This window comes from Streptomyces sp. NPDC006261, from assembly GCF_040613515.1.
GTDB lineage: Bacteria > Actinomycetota > Actinomycetes > Streptomycetales > Streptomycetaceae > Streptomyces.
Genome location: NZ_JBEXSI010000031.1, coordinates 64,980 through 86,191, shown reverse-complemented (window position 1 = coordinate 86,191; position 21,212 = coordinate 64,980). Strand labels below are relative to the sequence as shown.

The 21,212-nt window shown below is 70.4% G+C and carries 19 protein-coding genes and 1 tRNA gene; 8 read left to right on the top strand and 12 right to left on the bottom strand.

What is annotated here, in order from left to right; genetic code table 11:
- The first annotated feature begins 22 nt into the window (after positions 1-22).
- Positions 23-751 carry a class E sortase gene (locus tag ABZ154_RS21340; RefSeq protein WP_356834827.1) on the top strand — a complete coding sequence of 243 codons (729 nt, stop codon included), beginning with the start codon at positions 23-25 and terminating at the stop codon, positions 749-751.
- A 96-nt stretch (positions 752-847) separates the two neighbouring features.
- Here ABZ154_RS21340 and pknB read toward each other — a convergent pair whose 3' ends face one another.
- From pknB to ABZ154_RS21310, 6 genes are all read right to left on the bottom strand, one after another.
- Positions 848-2,854 (bottom strand): Stk1 family PASTA domain-containing Ser/Thr kinase, encoded by a 2,007-nt coding sequence (pknB, locus tag ABZ154_RS21335; RefSeq protein ID WP_356834825.1) that lies wholly within the window; start codon positions 2,852-2,854, stop codon positions 848-850.
- Positions 2,855-3,026: 172 nt separating this feature from the next.
- Entirely contained in the window at positions 3,027-4,484 is a 1,458-nt protein-coding gene (locus tag ABZ154_RS21330) for a penicillin-binding transpeptidase domain-containing protein (RefSeq protein ID WP_356834823.1), read from the bottom strand.
- Positions 4,481-5,890, bottom strand: coding sequence for an FtsW/RodA/SpoVE family cell cycle protein (locus tag ABZ154_RS21325; protein WP_161268728.1), 1,410 nt, complete (start codon positions 5,888-5,890; stop codon positions 4,481-4,483). The genes ABZ154_RS21330 and ABZ154_RS21325 overlap by 4 nt, the downstream gene beginning before the upstream one ends.
- A gap of 22 nt (positions 5,891-5,912) precedes the next feature.
- Complete coding sequence (locus ABZ154_RS21320; RefSeq protein WP_356834852.1) at positions 5,913-7,355, bottom strand: Stp1/IreP family PP2C-type Ser/Thr phosphatase; 1,443 nt, start codon at positions 7,353-7,355, stop codon at positions 5,913-5,915.
- Positions 7,356-7,490: 135 nt separating this feature from the next.
- Positions 7,491-8,009, bottom strand: a complete 519-nt coding sequence (locus tag ABZ154_RS21315; protein WP_003967913.1) for an FHA domain-containing protein — start codon at positions 8,007-8,009, stop codon at positions 7,491-7,493.
- 10 nt (positions 8,010-8,019) lie between these two features.
- Positions 8,020-8,877, bottom strand: coding sequence for a DUF3662 and FHA domain-containing protein (locus ABZ154_RS21310; RefSeq protein WP_356834821.1), 858 nt, complete (start codon positions 8,875-8,877; stop codon positions 8,020-8,022).
- 318 nt (positions 8,878-9,195) lie between these two features.
- Between ABZ154_RS21310 and ABZ154_RS21305 the strand changes: the two genes are divergently transcribed.
- The 5 genes from ABZ154_RS21305 to ABZ154_RS21285 all read left to right on the top strand — a co-directional run bounded on the left by ABZ154_RS21305 (position 9,196) and on the right by ABZ154_RS21285 (position 13,916).
- A tRNA-Leu gene (locus ABZ154_RS21305) sits at positions 9,196-9,278 on the top strand.
- A gap of 304 nt (positions 9,279-9,582) precedes the next feature.
- Positions 9,583-10,425, top strand: a complete 843-nt coding sequence (locus ABZ154_RS21300) for a ScbR family autoregulator-binding transcription factor (protein ID WP_356834819.1) — start codon at positions 9,583-9,585, stop codon at positions 10,423-10,425.
- Positions 10,426-10,981: 556 nt separating this feature from the next.
- A complete protein-coding gene (locus tag ABZ154_RS21295; RefSeq protein ID WP_356834817.1) occupies positions 10,982-12,448 on the top strand; it encodes a DUF2252 domain-containing protein in 1,467 nt (488 codons plus the stop codon).
- Between the two features lie 101 nt (positions 12,449-12,549).
- Positions 12,550-13,527: a hypothetical protein gene (locus tag ABZ154_RS21290; protein WP_356834815.1), complete on the top strand. Its 978-nt coding sequence runs from the start codon at positions 12,550-12,552 to the stop codon at positions 13,525-13,527.
- Positions 13,528-13,571: 44 nt separating this feature from the next.
- Complete coding sequence (locus ABZ154_RS21285; protein WP_356834813.1) at positions 13,572-13,916, top strand: rhodanese-like domain-containing protein; 345 nt, start codon at positions 13,572-13,574, stop codon at positions 13,914-13,916.
- Between the two features lie 25 nt (positions 13,917-13,941).
- Here the strand turns inward: ABZ154_RS21285 and ABZ154_RS21280 are convergent, their stop codons facing one another.
- The 6 genes from ABZ154_RS21280 to paaA all read right to left on the bottom strand — a co-directional run bounded on the left by ABZ154_RS21280 (position 13,942) and on the right by paaA (position 18,831).
- Positions 13,942-15,090, bottom strand: coding sequence for an acyl-CoA dehydrogenase family protein (locus ABZ154_RS21280; RefSeq protein ID WP_356834811.1), 1,149 nt, complete (start codon positions 15,088-15,090; stop codon positions 13,942-13,944).
- A 111-nt stretch (positions 15,091-15,201) separates the two neighbouring features.
- Complete coding sequence (locus tag ABZ154_RS21275) at positions 15,202-16,260, bottom strand: 2Fe-2S iron-sulfur cluster-binding protein (protein ID WP_356834809.1); 1,059 nt, start codon at positions 16,258-16,260, stop codon at positions 15,202-15,204.
- Positions 16,261-16,758 (bottom strand): 1,2-phenylacetyl-CoA epoxidase subunit PaaD, encoded by a 498-nt coding sequence (gene paaD, locus ABZ154_RS21270; protein WP_109164700.1) that lies wholly within the window; start codon positions 16,756-16,758, stop codon positions 16,261-16,263. It lies immediately after the preceding gene.
- On the bottom strand, positions 16,752-17,468 hold the full coding sequence (gene paaC, locus ABZ154_RS21265) for a 1,2-phenylacetyl-CoA epoxidase subunit PaaC (protein ID WP_356834807.1): 717 nt from the start codon (positions 17,466-17,468) through the stop codon (positions 16,752-16,754). Before paaC ends, paaD begins: the two co-directional genes overlap by 7 nt.
- Positions 17,465-17,755 carry a 1,2-phenylacetyl-CoA epoxidase subunit PaaB gene (gene paaB / locus ABZ154_RS21260; protein ID WP_356834805.1) on the bottom strand — a complete coding sequence of 97 codons (291 nt, stop codon included), beginning with the start codon at positions 17,753-17,755 and terminating at the stop codon, positions 17,465-17,467. Before paaB ends, paaC begins: the two co-directional genes overlap by 4 nt.
- Positions 17,752-18,831 carry a 1,2-phenylacetyl-CoA epoxidase subunit PaaA gene (gene paaA, locus ABZ154_RS21255; RefSeq protein ID WP_356834803.1) on the bottom strand — a complete coding sequence of 360 codons (1,080 nt, stop codon included), beginning with the start codon at positions 18,829-18,831 and terminating at the stop codon, positions 17,752-17,754. The genes paaB and paaA overlap by 4 nt, the downstream gene beginning before the upstream one ends.
- A gap of 115 nt (positions 18,832-18,946) precedes the next feature.
- Between paaA and ABZ154_RS21250 the strand changes: the two genes are divergently transcribed.
- Positions 18,947-19,786, top strand: coding sequence for a DUF5819 family protein (locus ABZ154_RS21250; protein WP_356834850.1), 840 nt, complete (start codon positions 18,947-18,949; stop codon positions 19,784-19,786).
- The gene (locus tag ABZ154_RS21245; RefSeq protein WP_356834801.1) at positions 19,783-21,192 is read left to right on the top strand and encodes an HTTM domain-containing protein; all 1,410 of its coding nucleotides are present in this window, start codon (positions 19,783-19,785) and stop codon (positions 21,190-21,192) included. The genes ABZ154_RS21250 and ABZ154_RS21245 overlap by 4 nt, the downstream gene beginning before the upstream one ends.
- Positions 21,193-21,212: the final 20 nt, after the last annotated feature.

Genomic DNA, 21,212 nt, shown 5'->3' with positions numbered 1-21,212 from the left:
TCATCACGACAGGGGCGGTGCGGTGGCAGCGAGGACCGAGCACGACGAGCGGACCGACGTGTCCGCGCCCCCCGCGCCCCGGCCGAGCAGGCACCCCATCGCCACGGCCGTCAGCGTCTTCGGGGAGCTCCTGATCACCGCGGGCCTGGTGCTCGCGCTCTTCGTCGCGTACTCGCTGTGGTGGACCAACGTGCTCGCCGACCGCGAGGCCGACAGGCAGGGAGACACGGTCCGCAGCAGGTGGGCGGACGGGCCGGGCGCCCTGGACACCAAGGACGGCATCGGTTTCCTGCACGTTCCCGCCATGAAGAACGGCGAGGTGCTGGTCAAGAAGGGCACCGACGACACGACCCTGAACAACGGCATCGCGGGCTACTACACGGACCCGATCCCCTCCGCCCTTCCCTGGGACGACGAGGGAAACTTCACGCTGGCCGCGCACCGGGACGGCCACGGTGCCAAGTTCCACAACATCGACAAGCTGAAGAACGGTGACGCGGTCGTCTTCGAGACCAAGGACACCTGGTACGTCTACAAGGTCTACAAGTCGCTCCCCGAGACCTCGAAGTTCAACGTCGACGTGATCCAGCCGGTCCCGGAGGAGTCGGGCGTCAAGAAGCCCGGCCGCTACATCACGCTGACGACCTGCACCCCGGTCTACACGTCGAAGTACCGGTACATCGTCTGGGGCGAGCTGGAGCGTACGGAGAAGGTCGACAAGGACCGTACGAAGCCGGTGGAGCTGCTCTAGCGTCCTTTTCGCACGCGCGGGTCACGACGAAGGGCCCCGGTCACCATCCACGGTGACCGGGGCCCTTCCTCGTACAGGGGACTGCGGGCGGGTGGGCTACCTGCCCGACGGGCCTCCGAAGATGCCGCCGCCGCCCTGGCCCCCGCCCTGGTCCCCGCCGCGGCTTGGGGTGGCGAAGATGTTGACCGCCGAGTTCTTGTCGACGGTCTCACCGACCCCCGGCTGCACCACGGCCACGATGGCGTCGTCGTCCTGCGAACCCTGGACGTTGCCGACCTGCAGGCCCGCCTCCTGGAGCTTCGCCTTGGCCTCGCCGAGCGTCATGCCCTGGATCGGCGGGACCTGGGTCGTCTCCGGTGCCGGCGGCTCCGCGGGGCCCTTGGAGACCTTGAGGACGATCTGCGCGTCCTTGGCGTGCTTACCGGGCTGGGGGGTCTGCTCGACGACGGTGTCCTTCGGCTCCTCCGAGTCGACGTCGGTCCGCGAGATGTCGGTGAAGCCGATGCCCCGCAGCTGCTGTTCCGCCGCCGCGAAGGTGCGGGTGCGCATGTCGGGCAGGTCCAGGGTCTCCTTCTTGGCGACCGTGATGGTCACCTCGGAGCCGTCCTCCGCCTCGCTGCCGCCGTCGGGCTTCTGCCTGATCACCGTGCCCTCGGCCTTCTCGGACTCGACCGCGGTCACGTTGACCGTGAAGCCCTTGTCCTCCAGGGCCTTGCGGGCGCCGTCCTCGGACTTCTCCAGGACGTCGGGCACCTCGATCTTCGGTGCGCCGGAGGAGACCTTGACCTCGACGGTCCCGTTCTCGTCCATCTCGCCGTTCTCCGGAGTCTGCGAGCAGATGTCGCCCTTCTCCTGCTGTTCGCACGGCTCCTCGCCGACGACCTTCAGGACGACCCCTGCTCTCTCGACGAGTTGTTCCGCCTCCTTGACGGTGGAGCCCACCAGGTTCGGCACGGGGACCTGGCTGTCGTTGCCGTTGTCGCTGAAGACGGCCCGCCCGATCAGGATCGCGCCGACGAGCACCAGGATGCCCGCGACGACCAGCAGGATCGTTGAGGTGTTGCTCTTCTTCTGCGGCTGGCGCCGGCGCCCCGGCCGGTCGTCGTAGCCGTAGCCGCCGTCGTCCGGGTTGACCGGCGGCAGCATCGACGTCGGCGCGTTGTTCGGGTCGGTCGGGCGCAGGGCGGCGGTGGGCTGGTCGGCGTTGTAGCCGTCGTAGCCCCCATACCCCGCAGCGCCCATGGCCGCCGCGGCGGCGACCGGCCGGCCGTCGAGGCAGGCCTCGATGTCGGCCCGCATCTCGTCGGCGGACTGGTAGCGGTAGTCCGGGTCCTTGGTGAGCGCCTTCAGCACGATCGCGTCCATCTCGGGCGTGATCTCGGGGTCGAAGTTGCTCGGCGGCTGCGGCTCCTCGCGCACGTGCTGGTAGGCCACGGCAACGGGTGAGTCCCCGACGAACGGGGGCCGGACCGCGAGGAGCTCGTAGAGCAGGCAGCCGGTGGAGTACAGGTCGGAGCGCGCGTCGACCTGCTCGCCCTTGGCCTGCTCCGGGGAGAGGTACTGGGCGGTGCCGATGACCGCGGCGGTCTGCGTCATGGTCATGCCGGAGTCGCCCATGGCCCGGGCGATACCGAAGTCCATGACCTTGACCTGGCCGGTGCGCGTCAGCATGACGTTGGCCGGCTTGATGTCGCGGTGGACGATCTGGGCGCGGTGCGAGTACTCCAGCGCCTGCAGGATGCCGACCGTCATCTCCAGCGTGCGCTCGGGCAGCAGCCGGCGGCCGGAGTGCAGGAGCTCCCGCAGGGTCGACCCGTCGACGTACTCCATCACGATGTACGGGATGGAGACCCCGTCGACGTAGTCCTCGCCGGTGTCGTAGACGGCGACGATCGCGGGGTGGTTGAGCGAGGCGGCCGACTGGGCCTCACGGCGGAACCGGGCCTGGAAGGACGGGTCGCGGGCCAGGTCGGCCCGGAGCGTCTTCACAGCTACGGTGCGGCCGAGCCGGGTGTCGTGGGCGAGGTAGACCTCGGCCATGCCACCACGGCCGAGCACCGAGCCCAGCTCGTACCGGCCGCCGAGGCGACGCGGCTCTTCCATAACTGTTCCAGCCCTCTCCGTCAGTCCTGACCGCACCCGTGTGTGTGGTCCGGCGGTGCGCTGTTCGCGCATACGCTACCGGGCACGCGGTACGTGATCAGCCCGCACCCGTCAGCCGATATCCGACCGGTATCCGATGTCCGGTATGAGCGCGCGGACGCCGTAACGGGTCTCACTGCTTGCCGTCGACGACCGCCTTCATCACGTCGCGCGCGATCGGGGCGGCCAGCCCGCCACCGGAGATGTCGTCCCGGTTTGCGTTGCCGTCCTCGACCACGACGGCGACGGCGACCGGGGAGCCGTTGTCGGTCTTCGCGTACGAGATGAACCAGGCGTACGGCTTCTCGCTGTTGTTCAGACCGTGCTGGGCGGTACCGGTCTTGCCGCCCACTGTGACGCCGGGGATCTGTGCCCTGGTTCCCGTCCCCTTCTCGACGACGGTCTCCATCATCTGCTGGACCTTCTGGGCGTTCTCCCCGGACAGCGCCCGGCCGAGCTCTTCGGGCTCGGCGGTGTAGATGTCGTCCAGGTTGGGCGCCTGGCGCTTGGCGACCATGTACGGCTGCATCAGCTTGCCGTCGTTGGCGATGGCGGAGGCCACCATGGCCATCTGGAGCGGGGTGGCCCGGTTGGACGCCTGGCCGATGCCGGCCATCGCGTTCTGCGGCTTGTTGTCCTCGGGGTAGATGCTCGCGTCGGCGCGGACGGGGGTGAAGACTTCCTTGTTGAAGCCGAACTTGTCCGTCTGCTCGATCATCTTCCTGTTGCCGAGGTCGTCGCTCATCTTCCCGAAGACGGAGTTGCACGACACCCGCAGGGCCTCGCGCAGCGACGCGTTCTCACAGGGGATGTTGCCCTCGTTCTGCAGCGGGATGTTCGTCTGCGGCAGGGTCCAGGGCAGCGGCGAGTTGGTCTTGGCGTCGATGTCGTCGTAGAGCCCGTTCTCCAGGGCGGCGGCGGCGGTGACGACCTTGAAGGTGGAGCCGGGCGGGTAGGTCTCGCGCAACGCCCTGTTGAGCATCGGCTTGTCCTTGTCCTTCAGGAGCTGTTCCCGCGCCTTGGAGTCCTTGTCGGAGTTGCCCGCGAAGACCGAGGGGTCGTACGAGGGGGTGCTCGCGAGAGCCAGGATGGCGCCGGTCTGCGGGTCGAGGGCGACCACGGCGCCCTTCTTGTCCCCGAGCCCCTTGAACGCGGCCTTCTGGGCGGCCTCGTCGAGGGTGGTGACGACGTTGCCGCCCTGCTTCTTCTCGCCGGTGAACATCCCCAGGGTGCGGTTGAAGAAGAGCTGGTCGTCGTTGCCGGTGAGGATGCCGTCCTCGAGGTTCTCCAGCTGCGAGGAGTCGAAGGCCTGCGAGGAGAAGCCGGTCACGGGGGCCCAGAGGGGCCCGTCCTTCCAGACCCGCTTGTACTTGAAGTCGCTGCCGTTGGTCTCGACGGAGCCGGTGACGGCCTTGCCGTCGACGATGATGTTGCCGCGCTCGTGCGCGTACCGCTCGATGCGGATCCGGCGGTTCTCGTCGCGGGTGTTGAGATCGTCGGCGCGGACGTACTGCAGATAGTTGGTCCGCACCATCAGCGCCAGCATGAGGACGCCGCAGAAGATGGCGATCCGGCGCAGGGGCTTGTTCACGGTCGGACCACCTGGGTCATCTCGGCGTCGGTGGACGGTGACGGGGTGGGAGCAGGCCGCCGGGCGGTGTCGCTGATGCGGATCAGGATGGCGATCAGCGCCCAGTTGGCGAGCACGGACGAACCACCGTATGCCAGGAACGGCATGGTCATTCCGCTGAGCGGGATGAGCCCCATCACGCCGCCGGCGACCACGAAGATCTGAATGGCGAACGCCCCGGAGAGGCCGATGGCGAGCAGCTTGCCGAAGGGGTCGCGCGCGGCCAGCGACGTACGGACACCGCGTTCGACGATCAGGGCATAGACCAGCAGGACCGCCATCATCCCGGCCAGCCCCAGCTCCTCGCCGACCGTGGAGAGGATGAAGTCGGCGTTGGCGGCGAACATGATCAGGTCCGAGTGGCCCTGTCCGAGGCCGGTGCCGAGCGTGCCGCCCGAGGCGAAGGCCATGAGGGACTGGCCGAGTTGATCGCTCTGCGCCCAGGTCTCCGGCGAGAAGGGGTCGAGCCAGGCGCTCACACGCTGCTGCACGTGCGACTCGAAGGACGCCACACCGACCGCTCCGACCGCCGACATCAGCAGACCGAAGACGATCCAGCTGGTGCGTTCGGTGGCGACGTAGAGCATCACCACGAACATGCCGAAGAAGAGCAGCGAGGTACCGAGGTCGGTCTCGAAGACCAGGATCAGGATCGACAGGGCCCAGATGGTGATGATCGGTCCGAGGTCGCGGCCGCGCGGCAGGTAGATCCCCATGAAGCGGCGGCTGGCCAGTGCCAGCGCGTCGCGTTTCACCATGAGATAGCCGGAGAAGAAGATCGCGATGAGGATTTTGGCGAACTCTCCCGGCTGGATGGAGAAGGGGCCCAGGCTGATCCAGATCTTCGCGCCGTTCACGGCGGGGAAGAACATCGGCAGAATCAGCAGGATCAGCGCGGCCACCATGGAGATGTAGGTGTACCGCTGCAGGATGCGGTGGTCCTTGAGGATCATCAGCACGGCGACGAAGAAGGCGACGCCGATCGCCGAGTACAGCAACTGCTTGGGGGCGTCGGGGCTGTAGGCCCCGTAGGCCTGTTCCGCACGCTGGATCAGCCGGGGCGACTGGTCCAGACGCCAGATCAGCACCAGACCCAGCCCGTTGAGCAGGGTGGCGAGTGGCAGCAGAAGCGGGTCCGCGTACGGCGCGAACTTGCGCACCACGAGGTGGGCCACGCCGCCGAGCAGGATGAGCCCGGCTCCGTAGCCGAACATGCCCGACGGCAGTGAACCGTCCAGCGCGAGACCTACGTTGGCGTAGGCGAAGACCGAGATGGCGATGGCGAAAACCAGCATCATCAGCTCGGTGTTCCGGCGGCTCGGTGCGTCGATCGCGCCGATGGTGGTCGTGTTGGTGACAACGCTCATGATGCTGAAGGCCCCCTACGGCTTACTGCTTACCGCACTGCGGGACCAGCTTCTTCTCTTCCTCCGAGAGGCTGGGGCCGGGAGTGGGAGTCGCGGTGTTCGGCTTGGTCCCCGTCGCGGGGGGAGTGGCGGAAGTCTCGGCCTCGGCCGCGCGGCGCTGCGCGTCCTTCTTGCAGGCGGATGCCTGGGCGGCGAGCTCGTCGACCTTCTTGCGGGCGTCGGTGATGTTGCCCTCGGCGATCGTCGCCTCGACCTGCTTGCGCTGGTACGGCGGCAGGTACTTGAGCTCGATCTCCGGGTGGTTCTTCTCGACCTTGGAGAGCGAGACCCAGGCGAGGTCCTGACTGATACCGCGGAACAGCGCCACGTTCTCGTTCTGTGCGCCGACGTAGAACTGGGTCTGCGTCCAGCGGTAGCCGCCGTAGAGGCCGCCGCCGATCACGGCCAGGGTCAGCACGGTGAAGACCGTCCGCTTGAGCCACTTACGGCCGCCGCGCGGCCCCGCGAGCTCGTCGTCCGTGTAGGAGTCGTACGAGCCGTCCGGCAGGGAACCGTAACCGGAGTCACCGCTGCCGGGCGGGCCGAAGCCGCCCGAGGGGGGCGGGACGGGGCGGCCGAGACCGGCCGCGCGGCCGGCCGGGGTCTGCATGGCCCCGCCGTCGTTCAGCACTGCCTGGTTCTCCGCGACCGCGCCGACGACGACCGGGGTGTCGCTGAGCCGGCCGGCCAGGGTGTCGTTGTTGTCGACATCCAGGACGTCGGCCACGATGCAGGTGATGTTGTCGGGGCCGCCGCCGCGCAGAGCGAGCTGGATGAGCTCCTGAATGGTCTCCTGCGGGCCCTGGTAGCTGGCCAGGGTCTCTTCCATCGTCTGGTGCGAGACCACGCCGGAGAGGCCGTCGGAGCAGATCAGGTACCGGTCACCGGCGCGGACCTCACGGATGGAGAGGTCGGGCTCGACGTGGTCGCCGCTGCCCAGCGCCCGCATCAGCAGAGAACGCTGCGGGTGGGTGGTGGCCTCTTCCTCGGTGATGCGGCCCTCGTCGACGAGGCGCTGCACCCAGGTGTGGTCCTGGGTGATCTGGGTCAGGACGCCGTCGCGCAGCAGATACGCACGGGAGTCGCCGACGTGCACCAGGCCGAGCCGCTGCCCGGTCCAGAGCAGGGCGGTGAGCGTGGTGCCCATGCCCTCCAGCTGGGGATCCTCCTCGACCATGACGCGCAGCTGCTCGTTGGCCTGCTGCACGGCGGTGGCCAGGGAGGTCAGGAGGTCCGAACCCGGGACGTCGTCGTCGAGCTGGACGAGCGTGGAGATCACCTCGGAGCTGGCGACCTCACCGGCCGCCTGGCCGCCCATGCCGTCGGCGATGGCGAGCAGACGGGGTCCGGCATAGCCGGAGTCCTCGTTCCCCTCCCGGATCATGCCTTTGTGCGATCCGGCGGCGAAGCGCAGGGACAGACTCATGCGCACCTGCCCCGTCGACGCCGCGTCGGGGTACAGCCTGTCTCGAGCCACACTGCCCACCCTCCGGTCGGGAACCGGGCAGCGTCCGTCGTCCAGGCCGCCGCGGCTCGCTCGCTCCGCTCGCTCATTGTCGTACTACTTCCGCAGCTCGATGACGGTCTTGCCGATACGGATCGGCGCGCCCAGCGGAACAGGCGTCGGGGTGGTGAGCCGGGTCCGTTCCAGATACGTGCCGTTGGTGGACCCGAGATCCTCCACGATCCACTGGCCGTCCCGGTCCGGATAGATCCTGGCATGCCTGCTGGACGCGTAGTCGTCGTCCAGCACGATCGTTGAGTCGTGGGCCCGGCCCAAAGTGATGGTCTGGCCCTGGAGCGCGACCGTGGTGCCCGTGAGGGTGCCTTCGGACACGACCAGCTTTGTGGGTGCCCCGCGGCGCTGGCGCCCGGGCTGCTGGCGCTGCTGGGGCGGCGCCGCTTGTTGTTGTTGGCGGCCCTGTTGCGGGCGCGCGTCGGCGGCAGTGCGGCGTGAGCCGCGCTGCGTGACGCGCGTTCCGAACAGGTCGCTGCGGATGACCTGGACGGCCACGATCACGAACAGCCACAGAACAGCCAGGAAACCTAGCCGCATGACCGTCAGGGTCAGCTCTGACATTGCCCCCGCTTCACCCTTCGGCTTGCCGGTAAACGATGGTGGTGCTTCCCACGACGATCCGTGAGCCGTCGCGGAGCGTAGCGCGGGTGGTGTGCTGCCCGTCCACCACGATGCCGTTGGTGGACCCGAGATCCTGGATCGTCGAGGGCGTTCCGGTCCGGATCTCACAGTGCCGGCGCGATACGCCGGGGTCGTCGATCCGCACATCGGCGTCGGTGGATCGTCCCATCACCAACGTCGGGCGGGAAATCTGATGACGGGTGCCGTTGATCTCGATCCAGCGCCGCACCTGGGCATCCGGCAGGGCGGCGGGCCCGGTCGGCGGGCGCCGGTCGCTCGTGGGGGCCGTCGGCCGCACACCGCCGGGCGGCGGGGCCGCGGGCATCGGCGGAGCGGCGGCCGGGGGGTAGCCGTAGCCACCGGGGGCCTGCGGGGCGGCGGGCCGCCCCGGGGCGGCCCGCTGGGGCTGGTCGGGCTGATCCAGCTGTGACGAACTCGATGCCAGGGTGCGGCTGCGCACCCGGTAGAGACCGGTGTCGAGGTCGTCGGCCTTCTCCAGGTGGACCTTGATCGGCCCCATGAAGGTGTAGCGCTGCTGCTTGGCGTAGTCGCGCACCAGGCCGGACAGCTCGTCGCCCAGCTGGCCCGAGTACGGGCTGAGCCGCTCGTAGTCGGGGGTGCTGAGCTCGACGATGAAGTCGTTGGGGACGACGGTCCGCTCGCGGTTCCAGATCGTCGCGTTGTTGTCGCACTCCCGCTGGAGGGCTCCCGCGATCTCCACCGGCTGCACCTCGGACTTGAAGACCTTGGCGAAGGTGCCGTTGACCAGCCCTTCGAGGCGCTGCTCAAAACGCTTCATGACCCCCATGGGGCACCTCCTCCGGTGTCATCGTCCCTGTACTGCTTACTGATCGTATCCACGCGTCGGGAAATCGGCTGGTTCCCCTTCTCTGCCCTGTGGATGAGTGTCACCCCTCACACGGATCGTAGAGGTGGCCTCCTCACAGTGTCCCGCACACGCGATGCTCTCTGGAGGAGTGGGGGCGGCGGCTCCGCGTTCCCGTTTCCCCTGCCGGGATCTGCGAAACAACGGATGTGAATCCACCCTGTCCACCGTGCTAATCTTCCGGATGTCGCCAGGCGCTCGCACCACACAGGTGAGAGAGAGTCTGGAAACACCACTCTTGCGCGAGTGGCGGAACGGCAGACGCGCTGGCTTCAGGTGCCAGTGTCCTTAGGGACGTGGGGGTTCAAATCCCCCCTCGCGCACAACTGTGGGTCACTCGTGACCTCAAGGTTGATATGAGATGCAACCCCCGCTTCGGAGAGATCCGGAGCGGGGGTTCTTCGTTGTTGCGTCGTTGGACGTCCGCTGTGTCGGCGGCCAGGTGGTTGGGTAAACAGGGCGTGCGGTCGGTATGCCCTGCCGGAGCCCTGGGCGCTTACTGGAGCGGTTTCCGGACAGACCGATGGTCTGCGAGGCGGCGTACATGCATACGCTGACCGCAGAGGCTGGATCGACGGCTGCTCGGCAGTGAAGGGCTGAGCGCACAGAACGTCCCGGAGGCAGGAAATGGCGAAGCAGGCTCGCGCGGTGCAGACGTGGCGGTCGATCGTGGATGCCGCGGCGAGTGTCTTCGACGACTACGGCTACGAGCGTGCCGCCATCTCGGAGATCCTCCGCCGGGCCAAGGTGACCAAGGGGGCGTTGTACTTCCACTTCGCGTCCAAGGAGGCCATCGCCCAGGCGATCATGGACGAGCAGACCTCCACGGTCGATTTCGCCCAGGACGGATCTCCGCTCCAGTCGCTGGTGGACGGCGGCCAGCAGTTCGCCTACGCCCTGCGCCACAACGCGATGGCGCGCGCCGGGACCCGCCTCTCCATCGAAGGTGTCTTCCTCGGCGGGCCGCACCCCTGGGGCGACTGGATCGACGCGACGGCCCGGATGCTGGAGCTGGGCAAGGAGCGGGGCGAGGTACTGCCCCATGTCGATCCGATGGTGTCGGCCAAGGTCATCGTGGCTTCGTTCACCGGTATCCAGCTGATATCGGAAGCCGACTCCGGGCGCGCCGATCTGCGTGAACAGGTGGCCGAGATGTGGCGCCACCTCCTTCCGTCGATCGCCCACCCCGGTGTCATCGCCCACATCAAGCCCGAGGGCCGGGTGGATCTTGCGGCCCAGGCACGCGAGAAGGCGGAGCAGGCCGAGCGGGAGGCCCGGGAGATCGCCGCCGCCGCGGAGGCGGCCCGTGGCGCCACGCCGGTCGGCCGGCACGGTGGGGGTGGCCCGCGCGGCGGTGGCGTCGGTCGCGGTACACGGGACCAGCCCGAGGGGGAAGGCGCCGATGAACCTGGCGGGGCCGAGGCCGAGGCCGAGGCCGAAGCGACAGCGGCGGTCGGCGGGCGGCTCTGACCGGACGTGCCGTGCCGGACGTTTCACGTGAAACGTCCGGTTGCTGATGCGCAGGGCCGTGGAACTCGATCGAGTTCCACGGCCCTGTTTTTCGTTGTGGCGGTACCTGCCGGATCAGGCGGCGAGGCGGGTGGCGAGGGCCTTGGCCTTCTGCCGGGCCTCGTCGAACGCTTTGGCGCGAGAAGCCTTCGGCGAGCGGGACCAGCTCGGCCATCGACGGCTGCGAGTGGGCGAGGGTCAGCTCCGGAACGATGGTGTCCACCTCGGCGGAGAAACATGCTCGTGAGCAGCTTCTCCAAGTAATTCTGGACAACCTCGAAGTCCTCGCGCGGGGCTGCCCGGAACGTACGAGCCGCGGCTGGCCCCGGCGCAGCGGGTCGTCGGCGCCCGCGATCACCGCCGCCGCGGCCAGGTGGGGCGGCGGGTCGGAGGCGAGGTCGCGGTGGGAGCCGGGCACCGGCTGCTGAGGGCCTCCGACCGGTGCTGACGACCATGGAAAACGGCGGTACGGTCGTGCTCGGTCGGAGAGTTGACGAGGCGGGGGAGGCGACGTTCCATGGGCGTCATCGAAGGCGTGAGCGGCGCGGGGGCGGACCTCGGTGGAGAGTTGGCCCCGGAACAGCGGGTCCCGGGGGCGGAGCCCCGTATACCGTTCGTGCCCGGCTTCGCCCGGCGCGGGGAGACGGGTTCACCCAGGGCGGCGGGCAAGGCGCTCCGTAGCCGTGTACCACGCTCCGCGCACGGTGCGCTGATTCTCCCGTCGGGCCGTCCCGATGCGGTGCTCGCCGTCGAGGAGTCCAACCGCGGCCGGGTGCCGGGGCTCGCGCCGATCCGGGTGGGACGGATGGCTGCCTCGCCCTTCGCCTTCCTGCGCGGCTCGGCCGGGCTGATGGCCCACGACCTGATGGGGACCCCGGTCACCGGAGTGGGCGCTCAACTCTGCGGTGACGCCCATGCCGCCAACTTCGGTCTCTACGGTGATGCCCGGGGCAATCTGGTCATCGACCTCAACGACTTCGACGAGACCGTCTTCGGCCCCTGGGAGTGGGACCTCAAGCGGCTCGCCACCTCGCTGGTCCTGGCGGGCCGGGCCGCCGGGGCGGACGAGGACACCTGCCGCAAGGGCGCTTTCGACACCGTGGGCGCCTACCGCCGCACCATGCGGCTGCTGGCGCGGCTGCCCGCGCTCGACGCCTGGAACGCCATCGCGGACGAGGAGCTCGTCTCGCACACGGACGCCCGCGATCTGGTCGGCACCCTGGAGAGGGTCTCGGAGAAGGCCCGCAGGAACACCAGCGCCCGGTTCGCCGCCCGGTCCACGGAGGACTGCCTCGACGGCGGCCGGCGCTTCGTCGACGCCCTGCCGGTGCTGCGCCGGGTGCCGGACGCGGAGGCCGCGGCGGTCGCGGCGGGGCTAGGCGGCTATCTGGCCACGGTCTCCGAGGACCGGGTGCCCCTGCTGACGCGGTACGCGATCCACGACGTGGCGTTCCGGGTGGTCGGCACCGGCAGCGTCGGGACCCGGTCGTACGTGGTTCTGCTGCTCGACCACCGTGGGGAGCCGCTGGTCCTCCAGGTGAAGGAGGCGCGTCCGTCGGCGCTGGCGCCCTATCTGCCGGCGGCCGGCTTCGAGGCCCCCCCGGAGGGCCACGAGGGCCGACGGGTGGTGCTCGGCCAGAAGCGGATGCAGGTCGTCAGCGACATCCTGCTCGGCTGGACGGACGTGGACGGCAGGCCGTACCAGGTGCGCCAGTTCCGTAACCGTAAGGGCAGCGTGGACCCCGCCGCGCTCACCGTCGAACAGGTCGACGACTACGGCCGGATGACCGGGGCCCTGCTGGCCCGCGCGCACTCCCACAGCGCCGATCCCCGCCTGCTCGCGGGCTACTGCGGCAAGAACGACGAGCTCGACGGGGCGGTGGCCGACTTCGCGGTGGCCTACGCCGACCGTACGGAGGCGGACCACGCGGAGCTGGAGCGGGCGATCAAGACGGGCCGGGTGGCCGCCGAGCGCGGGATATGAGGGTGCCGCGGTGACACGGTCCGGCCCGGCGTCCGCTCTGCCGGGCCCGCGCCGGAGACCGCGCGGTACGGGGCGCGCGGCCGTGGCCATACGCTGGACGGGTGACCCACGAAGCCGCCGGGGTGCCTCCCACCCGGAACGATGATGACCGGCAGGACAACGACCTGCCCGCGGGGCCGCAGCCCGCCCCGGAAGCCCCGGACGCTCCGGAAGCCCAGGACGTTCCGGACGCCCCGGCCTCTCCGGACGCCCCTGCCTCTCCGGCGGGGGACGCCGGGCCGGCCGGTGACCCGCAGGACGCCGCGCCGCGCCCCGAGGCGCGGCTTGCCAAGGCCGTGCAGGCCGCCGAGCAGGCGCTGATCGAGTTCGAGATCGCGGTGGAGACCTTCCGGGTGGAGGTCGAGAACTTCTCCCGGCTGCACCACCAGAAGCTCGGCCCGATGTACGCGCGCCTCGACGAGCTGGACGCGCAGATCGCCGAGGCACGGGCCGCGAAGACGGGTGACCCCGAGGACCTGCGCAAGGCCAAGGAGGCGCGGGACATCGTCATGCCGATGCCCGGGGTCGACGAGCTCTTCCACGACTGGATGGACTCCGACGGGCTCTCCCCCGAGGCGTCCGCCATGCTGACCGAGCAGCCGGTACGGCCGCCGAAGCGGGTCAGGCCGAGCGAGGAGGCCCGCAAGCTCTACCGGGAGCTGGCCCGCAAGGCCCACCCGGACCTGGCCCAGGACGAGCCGGAACGGGAGCGCCGGGACGAGTTCATCACCCGCGTGAACGCCGCCTACGGGCGCGGTGACGTCGAGCTGCTCAAGGAGCTGGCGGCCGAGTGGGCGGCGGGCCCGGCCCAGCCGCTCGCCCCGCTCAGCGAGAGCGAGGAGCTCTACGCCCGGCTGGAGTGGCTCAGCAGGCGCAAGGAGCTGCTCACGGTGCTCGCCAAGGAGCTGGAGGAGGGCGCGATCGGCTCGATGCTCCGGATGGCTCCGGACGACCCTGACCAGCTGCTGGAGGACATCGGGGAGCAGCTCCTGGGCGAGGTGTCCCGGCGTGAGGCCGAGCTCGCGGAGATGGTGCAGTAGCGTTCCCGGGACGTGGCCACTACGTACGAGAGAAGGCATGACCCATGAACTTCGCCCCGCTGCCCTCGGTGGACGTCGCTGAGGTGCCGTCGGACGGCCTGGTCCTGGACGTCCGCGAGAACGACGAGTGGGCGGCCGGTCATGTCGAGGGTGCGCTGCACATTCCGATGAGCGACTTCGTGGGCCGGTTCGGTGAGCTGACGGAGGCCGCCGGGGACGGCCGGCGCGTCCATGTGATGTGCCGGGTCGGCGGCCGGTCCGCCCAGGTCACGCAGTACCTGGTCCAGCAGGGGATCGACGCCGTGAACATCGACGGGGGCATGCTCGCCTGGGACGGGGCCGGGCGTCCGATGGTCACGGACGACGGAGCCTCGGCCTTCGTCCTCTGATGACGTCTGCCGTCTCCTGCCCGCGTCAGGCCAGTGGGTGGGCGGCCAGCAGGTCACCCAGTGCCTCCTCGTGGGCCGCCGCCGGGCCGAGGGAGAGCTCGATCTGCTTCGCCCAGGCGTGGAAGCGGTGCAGCGGGTAGTCGGTGTCCGCGCCGAAGCCGCCGTGCAGGTGCTGGGCGGTCTGCACGATGCGGCGCACCCCGTCGGACGCCCAGATCTTCGCCACGGCGATGTCGCCCGCGGCCGGCAGCGGGCCCCCGGCACCGGTGGAGATCCGCCAGGCGGCCTGCCAGAGCGTCACCTCCATCGCCCGCAGGTCGATGTACCGGTCGGCGGCCTGCACCGCGACCGCCTGGAACGTGGCGACGGGAAACCCGAACTGCTCGCGCTTGCCGGTGTATTCGGCGGTCATCGCGAGCACCCGCTCGCCCAGCCCGAGCGCCAGCGCGCAGGTCCCCGTGGTGAGCAGGTCCCGCAGCCGGTCCCAGGCCCCGGGCGCGTCGATCAGTTCCCGCGCTTCTACGCGTACGCCGTCGAGCCGGACCTCCGCCAGGCGTTCGCCGCTGGTGGAGACCTGGTCCGCGAGGGTGACGCCCTGGAGGGCGGGGTCCACGAGGGCCAGGACGGCCCGGCCCTCGCCGGTGTGGGCGGGGAGCGCTATCCGGTCGGCCGCCTGGGCCCAGGGGACCGCCGACTGCACGCCGTCCAGCACCCAGCCCGAAGCATCGGCCCCGGACCCCACCGGCCGTGCGGTGACGGCGAGTTCGGCCGGGTCGTGGCCGGAGCGCCCGTTGGCGCCGGCGGTCAGGACCAGTTCGCCCCTGGCGACCCGGGGCAGCAGCGCGGCCGCGAGGGTGCGCTCCCCGTACCGCTCGACGGTCATGGCGACCGCGCAGCTCTCCAGCAGCGGGACCCTGGCCAGGACCCTGGCCGCCTCGCGCAGGACCAGGCAGAGCGCGACCGGGCCGAGCCCGGCGCCGCCGTACTCCTCCGAGAGCGTGAGACCGAGCAGGTCCGAGCCCGCGAGCGTGCCCCACAGCCGGCGGTCGATGTCCTCGGCCACGGCCCCCGGCGTCAGGGCGGGGCTGGGCACGCTGTCGGGCGCGACGCCGGAGAAGGCCGCCCGGGCCGCCTCCACGGCTGCCTGCTCTTCCTCGGTGAAGGTGAAGTCCACTGTCCCGGCCTCCCGTTGGCGGTGCCTGGCGGGCCGTCAAGATAGAACAGGTTCCAGGAGAAGGGAACAGGTTCTGCGGGAGGGAGCGTCTCCTACGGGCAGGGAACGGCGTCAGCGGTCGAAGTCCAGCTCCACCTCCGGGGTGAGCGGATGCGACTGGCAGGCCAGCACGAACCCCGCGTCCGTCTCCTCCGGCTCCAGCGCGAAGTTCCGCTCCATCCGGACCTCTCCCGAGACGAGGAACGCCCGGCAGGTTCCGCACACCCCGCCCTTGCAGGCGTATGGAGCGTCCGAGCGGCTGCGCAGCACCGTCTCCAGCAGCGACTCCGTGTCCTGGACGGGCCAGCGGCCCGAACGGCCGTGCAGGGTGGCCGTCAGCGTGGCATCGGAGGGCGCGGCGACCTTGACGACCGTGACATCGGAGGGACCGTCGTCGACGTGGAAGATCTCCTGGTGGACCCGGGCCCGGTCGACGTCCAACGCGCGCAGGGCCTTCTCCGCGCCCCGTACGAGACCGAGCGGCCCGCACAGGAACCAGCCGTCCACCTCCGCCACCGGAAGCACCGCCGGCAGCAGGGCTGTGATCCGCTCGGTGTCCAGGCGGCCGGAGGGAAGCCCCGCCGACTGCTCCTCCCGGGAGAGGGCGGTGATCAGCTGGAAGCGGTCCGGATAGCGGTCCTTGAGGTCGGCCACCTCGTCCAGGAACATCGTGGAGGCCGCCGTGCGGTCGCTGCGGATCAGGCAGAACCGCGCCTTCTCCTCCCGCGCCAGGAGGGTGGCCGCCATCGACAGCACCGGCGTGATCCCGCTGCCGCCGACCACCGCCGCGAAGAGACCCGGACGCGGCTCCAGCACGAAGCGGCCCATCGGAGGCATGGCGTCCACCTGGTCCCCGACGGACAGCTCCTTCAGGGCGTAGGTGGAGAACGCCCCGCCCGCGACGCCGCGGATGCCGACCCGGACCACCGGATCGGCGGGCTGTTCGGTGGCCGGTGTGCAGATCGAGTACGAACGGCGGATCTCCTTGCCGTCCACGCGGAAGCGCACGTTGAGGTGCTGGCCAGGCTTGTGGCGGAAGATTTCGCGGAGCTCGGCCGGCACGGTGAAGGTCACGGCCACCGCATCGTCCGTGATCCGTTCTATCGCGCTGACCCGGAGCGGATGGAACATCTACAACTCCTTGAAGTGGTCGAACGGTTCGCGACAGGCGACGCAGCGGCGCAGAGCCTTGCACGCCGTGGAGGAGAACCGGCTGAGCAGCTCCGTGTCCGTGGAGCCGCAGTGCGGGCAACGCACCGAGAGCGTCAGGGGCACCGGCCCGCCGTCGGCACTGTGGGCGCGCGGGGGCGCTATGCCGAACTCGGCGAGCTTGCGGCGCCCTTCGGCGCTGATGTCGTCGGTCGACCAGGCCGGTGCGAGCACCGTGACCACGGAGACCTCGGGCACGCCGTTCTCGTGCAGCACCCGCTCGATGTCGGCGGACATGGCCTCGATCGCCGGGCAGCCGGTGTACGTCGGGGTGAGCCGCACCGTCACCCTGCCCGGGCCCTCCACGTCCACGCCCCGCAGGACGCCGAGCTCGGCAAGGGTCAGCACCGGGAGCTCGGGGTCCGGGACGGAACCGGCGAGGGAGCGCAGCTCCGCCTCCAGCGGGGTGTCGGTCACCATGACGCCCCCGGGTGGCTGCGGTGCAGGTGCTGCATCTCGGCGAGCATCCGCCCGAACGGCTCGGTGTGCACGCCCTGCCGTCCCGCGCCCGCCGTCCAGGCGCCGGTCCGCGGACCGGACGGCAGCGTCAGCGTGGCCCGCTCCACGGTGCCGGTGACGGCGGCGAGCCAGGTGCCCTCCAGCTCCGGCAGGTCGACGCCGGAGCCGGTGGCGTCGAGCCCTTCGACCGGCTGGAACATCTCGCCGGTGAAGCGCCAGAGCGCCTCCAGGCCGGTCTGCATCCGCTCGTGGCTCTCGGCGGTGCCGTCGCCGAGCCGCAAGGTCCACTGCTCGGCGTGGTCGCGGTGGTAGGCGACCTCCTTGACGGCCTTCGCCGCGAGGTCCGCGAACTCCCCGCCCCCGGCCGCCAGCCGCTCGTACAGCAGTTGCTGGTAGACCGAGAAGTAGAGCTGCCGGGCGATGGTGTGGGCGAAGTCCCCGTTGGGCCGCTCGACCAGCTGGAGGTTGCGGAAGGCCCGCTCCTCGCGGAGGTAGGCCAGCTCGTCCTCGTCGCCGACGAGGGAGAGCAGCACCCTCGCCTGCCCCAGCAGGTCCAGGGCGATGTTGGCGAGCGCCACCTCCTCCTCCAGGACGGGGGCGTGGCCCGCCCACTCCCCCAGCCGGTGCGAGAGCACCAGCGCGTCGTCGCCGAGGGCGAGGGCCGCGCTCACAGGTGCTTCACCCCGTCCGGGATCTCGTAGAAGGTCGGGTGGCGGTAGGGCTTGTCCCCGGCCGGCTCGAAGAACGAGTCCTTCTCGTCGGGGGAGGAGGCGGTGATCCGGGTGGAGGGGACCACCCAGATCGAGACGCCTTCGGAGCGCCGGGTGTAGAGGTCGCGCGCGTTGCGCAGGGCCATCTCGGCGTCGGGCGCGTGGAGGCTGCCCGCGTGGGTGTGGGAGAGCCCGCGCCGCGAGCGCACGAACACCTCCCACAGCGGCCAGTCGGTCGAGCTGCTCATGCCGTCTCCTCCACGTGCTGTGCCTGCTGTGCCTGCTGTGCCTGCTGTGCGTGCTGTACGGGCGGGGTGGTGTGCTTGGCCGCGTACGCGGCGGCCGCGTCCCGGACCCAGGCGCCCTCTTCGTGGGCCCTGCGCCGCTGGGTGATCCGCTGCTCGTTGCACGGACCGTTGCCCTTGAGGACCTCCTGGAACTCCGTCCAGTCGATCGCGCCGAAGTCGTGCTGGCCGCGCTCCTCGTTCCACCGGATGCCGGGGTCCGGCAGGGTCAGGCCCAGCGCCTGCGCCTGTGGCACGCAGATGTCCACGAAGCGCTGCCGCAGCTCGTCGTTGGAGTGCCGCTTGATCTTCCAGGCCATCGACTGCTCGGAGTGGGCCGAGGCGTCGTCGGGCGGGCCGAACATCATCAGGGAGGGCCACCACCAGCGGTCCACCGCGTCCTGGGCCATCGCGTGCTGGGCCTCGGTGCCGCGGCTGAGGGCGAGCAGCAGCTCGTACCCCTGGCGCTGGTGGAAGGACTCCTCCTTGCAGATGCGGACCATCGCGCGCGCGTAGGGGCCGTAGGAGCAGCGGCAGAGCGGCACCTGGTTGGTGATGGCCGCGCCGTCCACCAGCCAGCCGATCGCGCCGACGTCGGCCCAGGTCAGGGTGGGGTAGTTGAAGATCGACGAATAGCGCTGGCGGCCGGCGTGGAGCTTGTCGAGCAGCTCCTCGCGGCTGGTGCCCAGCGTCTCGGCCGCGCTGTAGAGATACAGGCCGTGTCCGGCCTCGTCCTGGACCTTGGCCATCAGGATCGCCTTGCGGCGCAGCGAGGGCGCGCGGGTGATCCAGTTGGCCTCGGGCTGCATGCCGATGATTTCCGAGTGGGCGTGCTGGGCCATCTGGCGGACCAGCGTCGCGCGATACGCCTCGGGCATCCAGTCGCGGGGCTCGATGCGGTCGTCGGCCGCCACGGCGGCGTCGAAGACCGCGAGACGTGCCGCGTCCGCCGCGTCCGGGGCCGTACCCGCGGCCTGCCCTGCCGCTTTTGCCGTGCCTGAGGTGCTCTGCGTCTTCTGGTCCGCAGTCACTGCCGCCATCCCGGGCTCCCTACCGACCGATCGTTCGGTTCATTGACTTCAATGGTCGGTCGGAGGCCCGTAGGGTGTCAACCCTGTGGATAACCGAGTGGTGATCGATCGTGAGCGGGGCGGGATGGATGCGGACCACGACGGGAGCTCCGGGCGCGGGGATTCCGGCAGCGTGCACGAGGACGTCCGGCCGCAGGCCGTGAGCCACGCGCACTCCGAAGCGGATGCTCCGGCACCCGGAACGGATGCTCCCGCACCCGAACCGGACGCTCCGGAGCCGGCCCCGGATCCCCCCGGGGCCGGCGTCGGCATAGCCGGCCTCTCCATCGGCTACCAGGTCGTCGCCGCCCTGGCCCTCTCCCTCATCGGGCTCCTGGCCTGCGCACAGGTGGCGATGGTCTTCCTGCACGTCGCCCCGTCCAACACGCTGACCAAGCAGCACGGCAAGACGGTCGACGACTGGATCTACCCCGAGTTCGAGCAGAACTGGAAGCTCTTCGCCCCCAACCCGCTCCAGCAGAACATCGCCGTCCACGTCCGGGCCGAGGTGGCCGGGGCCGACGGGCGCCGCACCACCGACTGGATCAGCCTCACCGACGTGGACGCCGACGCGATACGCGGCAATCTCTTCCCCAGCCATGTGAACCAGAACGAGCTCCGCCGGGGCTGGGACTTCTACGTGAACTCGCACGACGACCGGAACAAACCCAACGGGCTGCGCGGCGACCTCTCCGAGCGCTACATCCGGCGCATCGCGATGCTGCGGCTGAGCGGGATCGACCTGGGCGGCACGGTCGAACGGATCCAGATGAGGTCGGCCAGCAGCATGATCTCCCCGCCCTCGTGGTCCACCGAGAAGGCCAACACCCGCCCGAACTACCGCGTACTTCCCTGGTGGTCCGTGACCCCCGACGATCTGCCCGCACCGCGTGACGCGGCACGCGCCGAGGAGGGGGACAAGTGACCACCACCCCGCCCACCGCACCCCCGTCCGGCAGGCCCGTCCCCGCTCCGGGGCCCGGCGCGCCGCCCCCCGGCGCACCGGACCGGATCGCCGCCGCCGGGACCGCTCTGGCCCGCGCCATCCAGCGCGTCACCGCATCGGCCCTCGGCCCGTACCAGAGCGCCGTCATCCGGATCGGCTTCGCCGCCACCTACCTGTTCTTCCTGGTGCGCGAGCTGCCGCACCGCCATGAGCTGTACGGCCCCGACAGCCCGTGGCACTGGGACCTGGCCCGGCAGCTCACGTCCGGGAACGACGCCTTCTCCGTCCTCCTCTGGTCGGACAGCGTGCTCTGGTTCGAGGCGGTGTACGCGCTCACCGTGCTGTCCGCCGCCGGCCTGCTCCTGGGGTGGCGTACCCGGACCATGTCGGTCCTCTTCATGGTCGGCGTGCTCTCCGTACAGAACCGCAGCGTCTTCATGGGCGACGGTGGCGACAACGTCATCCACCTGATGGCGATCTACCTGGTGCTGACGCGCTGCGCCCGGGTCTGGTCGCTGGACGCCCGCCGCGCGGCCCGCGACACGGCGCGCGGCGCGCTGGGCCTGCCGCCCCGGCGCGACACCACGGGCCCGGTGCTCTGGGCGGTCCTCGGCCCGGTCCTGCTGGGGGCCACCCTGATGGACGGCCTCGGCGGGACCTGGTGGCTGCCCGTACTGCTGTGGATCCTCTGGCTCTCCGCCGCCGCCTGGTGGGCCGCGAACCGCTTCGCGCCCGAGGGGCAGCCGCGCGCCCTGCTCGATGTGCTGGCCAACCTCGCGCACAACGCCACGCTCGTCGTGATCATGGTCGAGGTCTGCCTGATCTACGCGACCGCCGGCTGGTACAAGATCCAGGGCTCGCGCTGGCAGGACGGCACCGCGCTCTACTACCCGCTCAAGCTCGACTACTTCGCCCCGTGGCCCGCCCTGTCGGACGTGCTCGCCTCCAGCGGGCTGATGGTGATGGTGCTGACGTACGCGACGGTCATCGTCCAGGTCGCGTTCCCGTTCACCCTGTTCAACCGGCGGCTCAAGAACGTCCTGCTGGTCATCATGATCGGCGAGCACGCGGGGATCGCCCTGCTGCTCGGGTTGCCGTTCTTCTCGATGGCGATGATCGCGGCGGACGCGGTGTTCCTGCCGACGGTCTTCCTCGTCTGGCTGGGCGGCCGGGCCGCGCTGGGCCGGCAGCGGCTGCTCGCGCTGGTGCCCCTGCCCTCCCGGTCCCGGCGGGGGGAGAACGCGCCGGACGTCCCCGGCGCGCGGCCGGCACCCGGAACGGACCGGCCGGACGGCGAAGGCCGCAGCGGTACGGGCGAAGGCCACGACGTTACGGGGGAGGCCCCGCCGCACGGTGCCGGCGGGGGCCATACGCTCGTCGGGTGAGCAGCGAGACCGGCACGGCC

What these genes read in the sequence shown, in the direction of transcription:
- ABZ154_RS21300 (WP_356834819.1), top strand. Translation starts at nt 9,583, where the DNA reads ATGGCGAAGCAGGCTCGCGCGGTGCAGACGTGGCGGTCGATCGTGGAT.
- ABZ154_RS21295 (WP_356834817.1), top strand. Translation starts at nt 10,982, where the DNA reads ATGGGCGTCATCGAAGGCGTGAGCGGCGCGGGGGCGGACCTCGGTGGA.
- ABZ154_RS21320 (WP_356834852.1), bottom strand. Translation starts at nt 7,355, where the DNA reads ATGAGTCTGTCCCTGCGCTTCGCCGCCGGATCGCACAAAGGCATGATC.
- ABZ154_RS21275 (WP_356834809.1), bottom strand. Translation starts at nt 16,260, where the DNA reads ATGTTCCATCCGCTCCGGGTCAGCGCGATAGAACGGATCACGGACGAT.
- ABZ154_RS21315 (WP_003967913.1), bottom strand. Translation starts at nt 8,009, where the DNA reads ATGTCAGAGCTGACCCTGACGGTCATGCGGCTAGGTTTCCTGGCTGTT.
- pknB (WP_356834825.1), bottom strand. Translation starts at nt 2,854, where the DNA reads ATGGAAGAGCCGCGTCGCCTCGGCGGCCGGTACGAGCTGGGCTCGGTG.
- ABZ154_RS21285 (WP_356834813.1), top strand. Translation starts at nt 13,572, where the DNA reads ATGAACTTCGCCCCGCTGCCCTCGGTGGACGTCGCTGAGGTGCCGTCG.
- paaB (WP_356834805.1), bottom strand. Translation starts at nt 17,755, where the DNA reads ATGAGCAGCTCGACCGACTGGCCGCTGTGGGAGGTGTTCGTGCGCTCG.
- ABZ154_RS21310 (WP_356834821.1), bottom strand. Translation starts at nt 8,877, where the DNA reads ATGGGGGTCATGAAGCGTTTTGAGCAGCGCCTCGAAGGGCTGGTCAAC.
- paaA (WP_356834803.1), bottom strand. Translation starts at nt 18,831, where the DNA reads ATGGCGGCAGTGACTGCGGACCAGAAGACGCAGAGCACCTCAGGCACG.
- ABZ154_RS21250 (WP_356834850.1), top strand. Translation starts at nt 18,947, where the DNA reads ATGGATGCGGACCACGACGGGAGCTCCGGGCGCGGGGATTCCGGCAGC.
- paaD (WP_109164700.1), bottom strand. Translation starts at nt 16,758, where the DNA reads ATGGTGACCGACACCCCGCTGGAGGCGGAGCTGCGCTCCCTCGCCGGT.
- ABZ154_RS21325 (WP_161268728.1), bottom strand. Translation starts at nt 5,890, where the DNA reads ATGAGCGTTGTCACCAACACGACCACCATCGGCGCGATCGACGCACCG.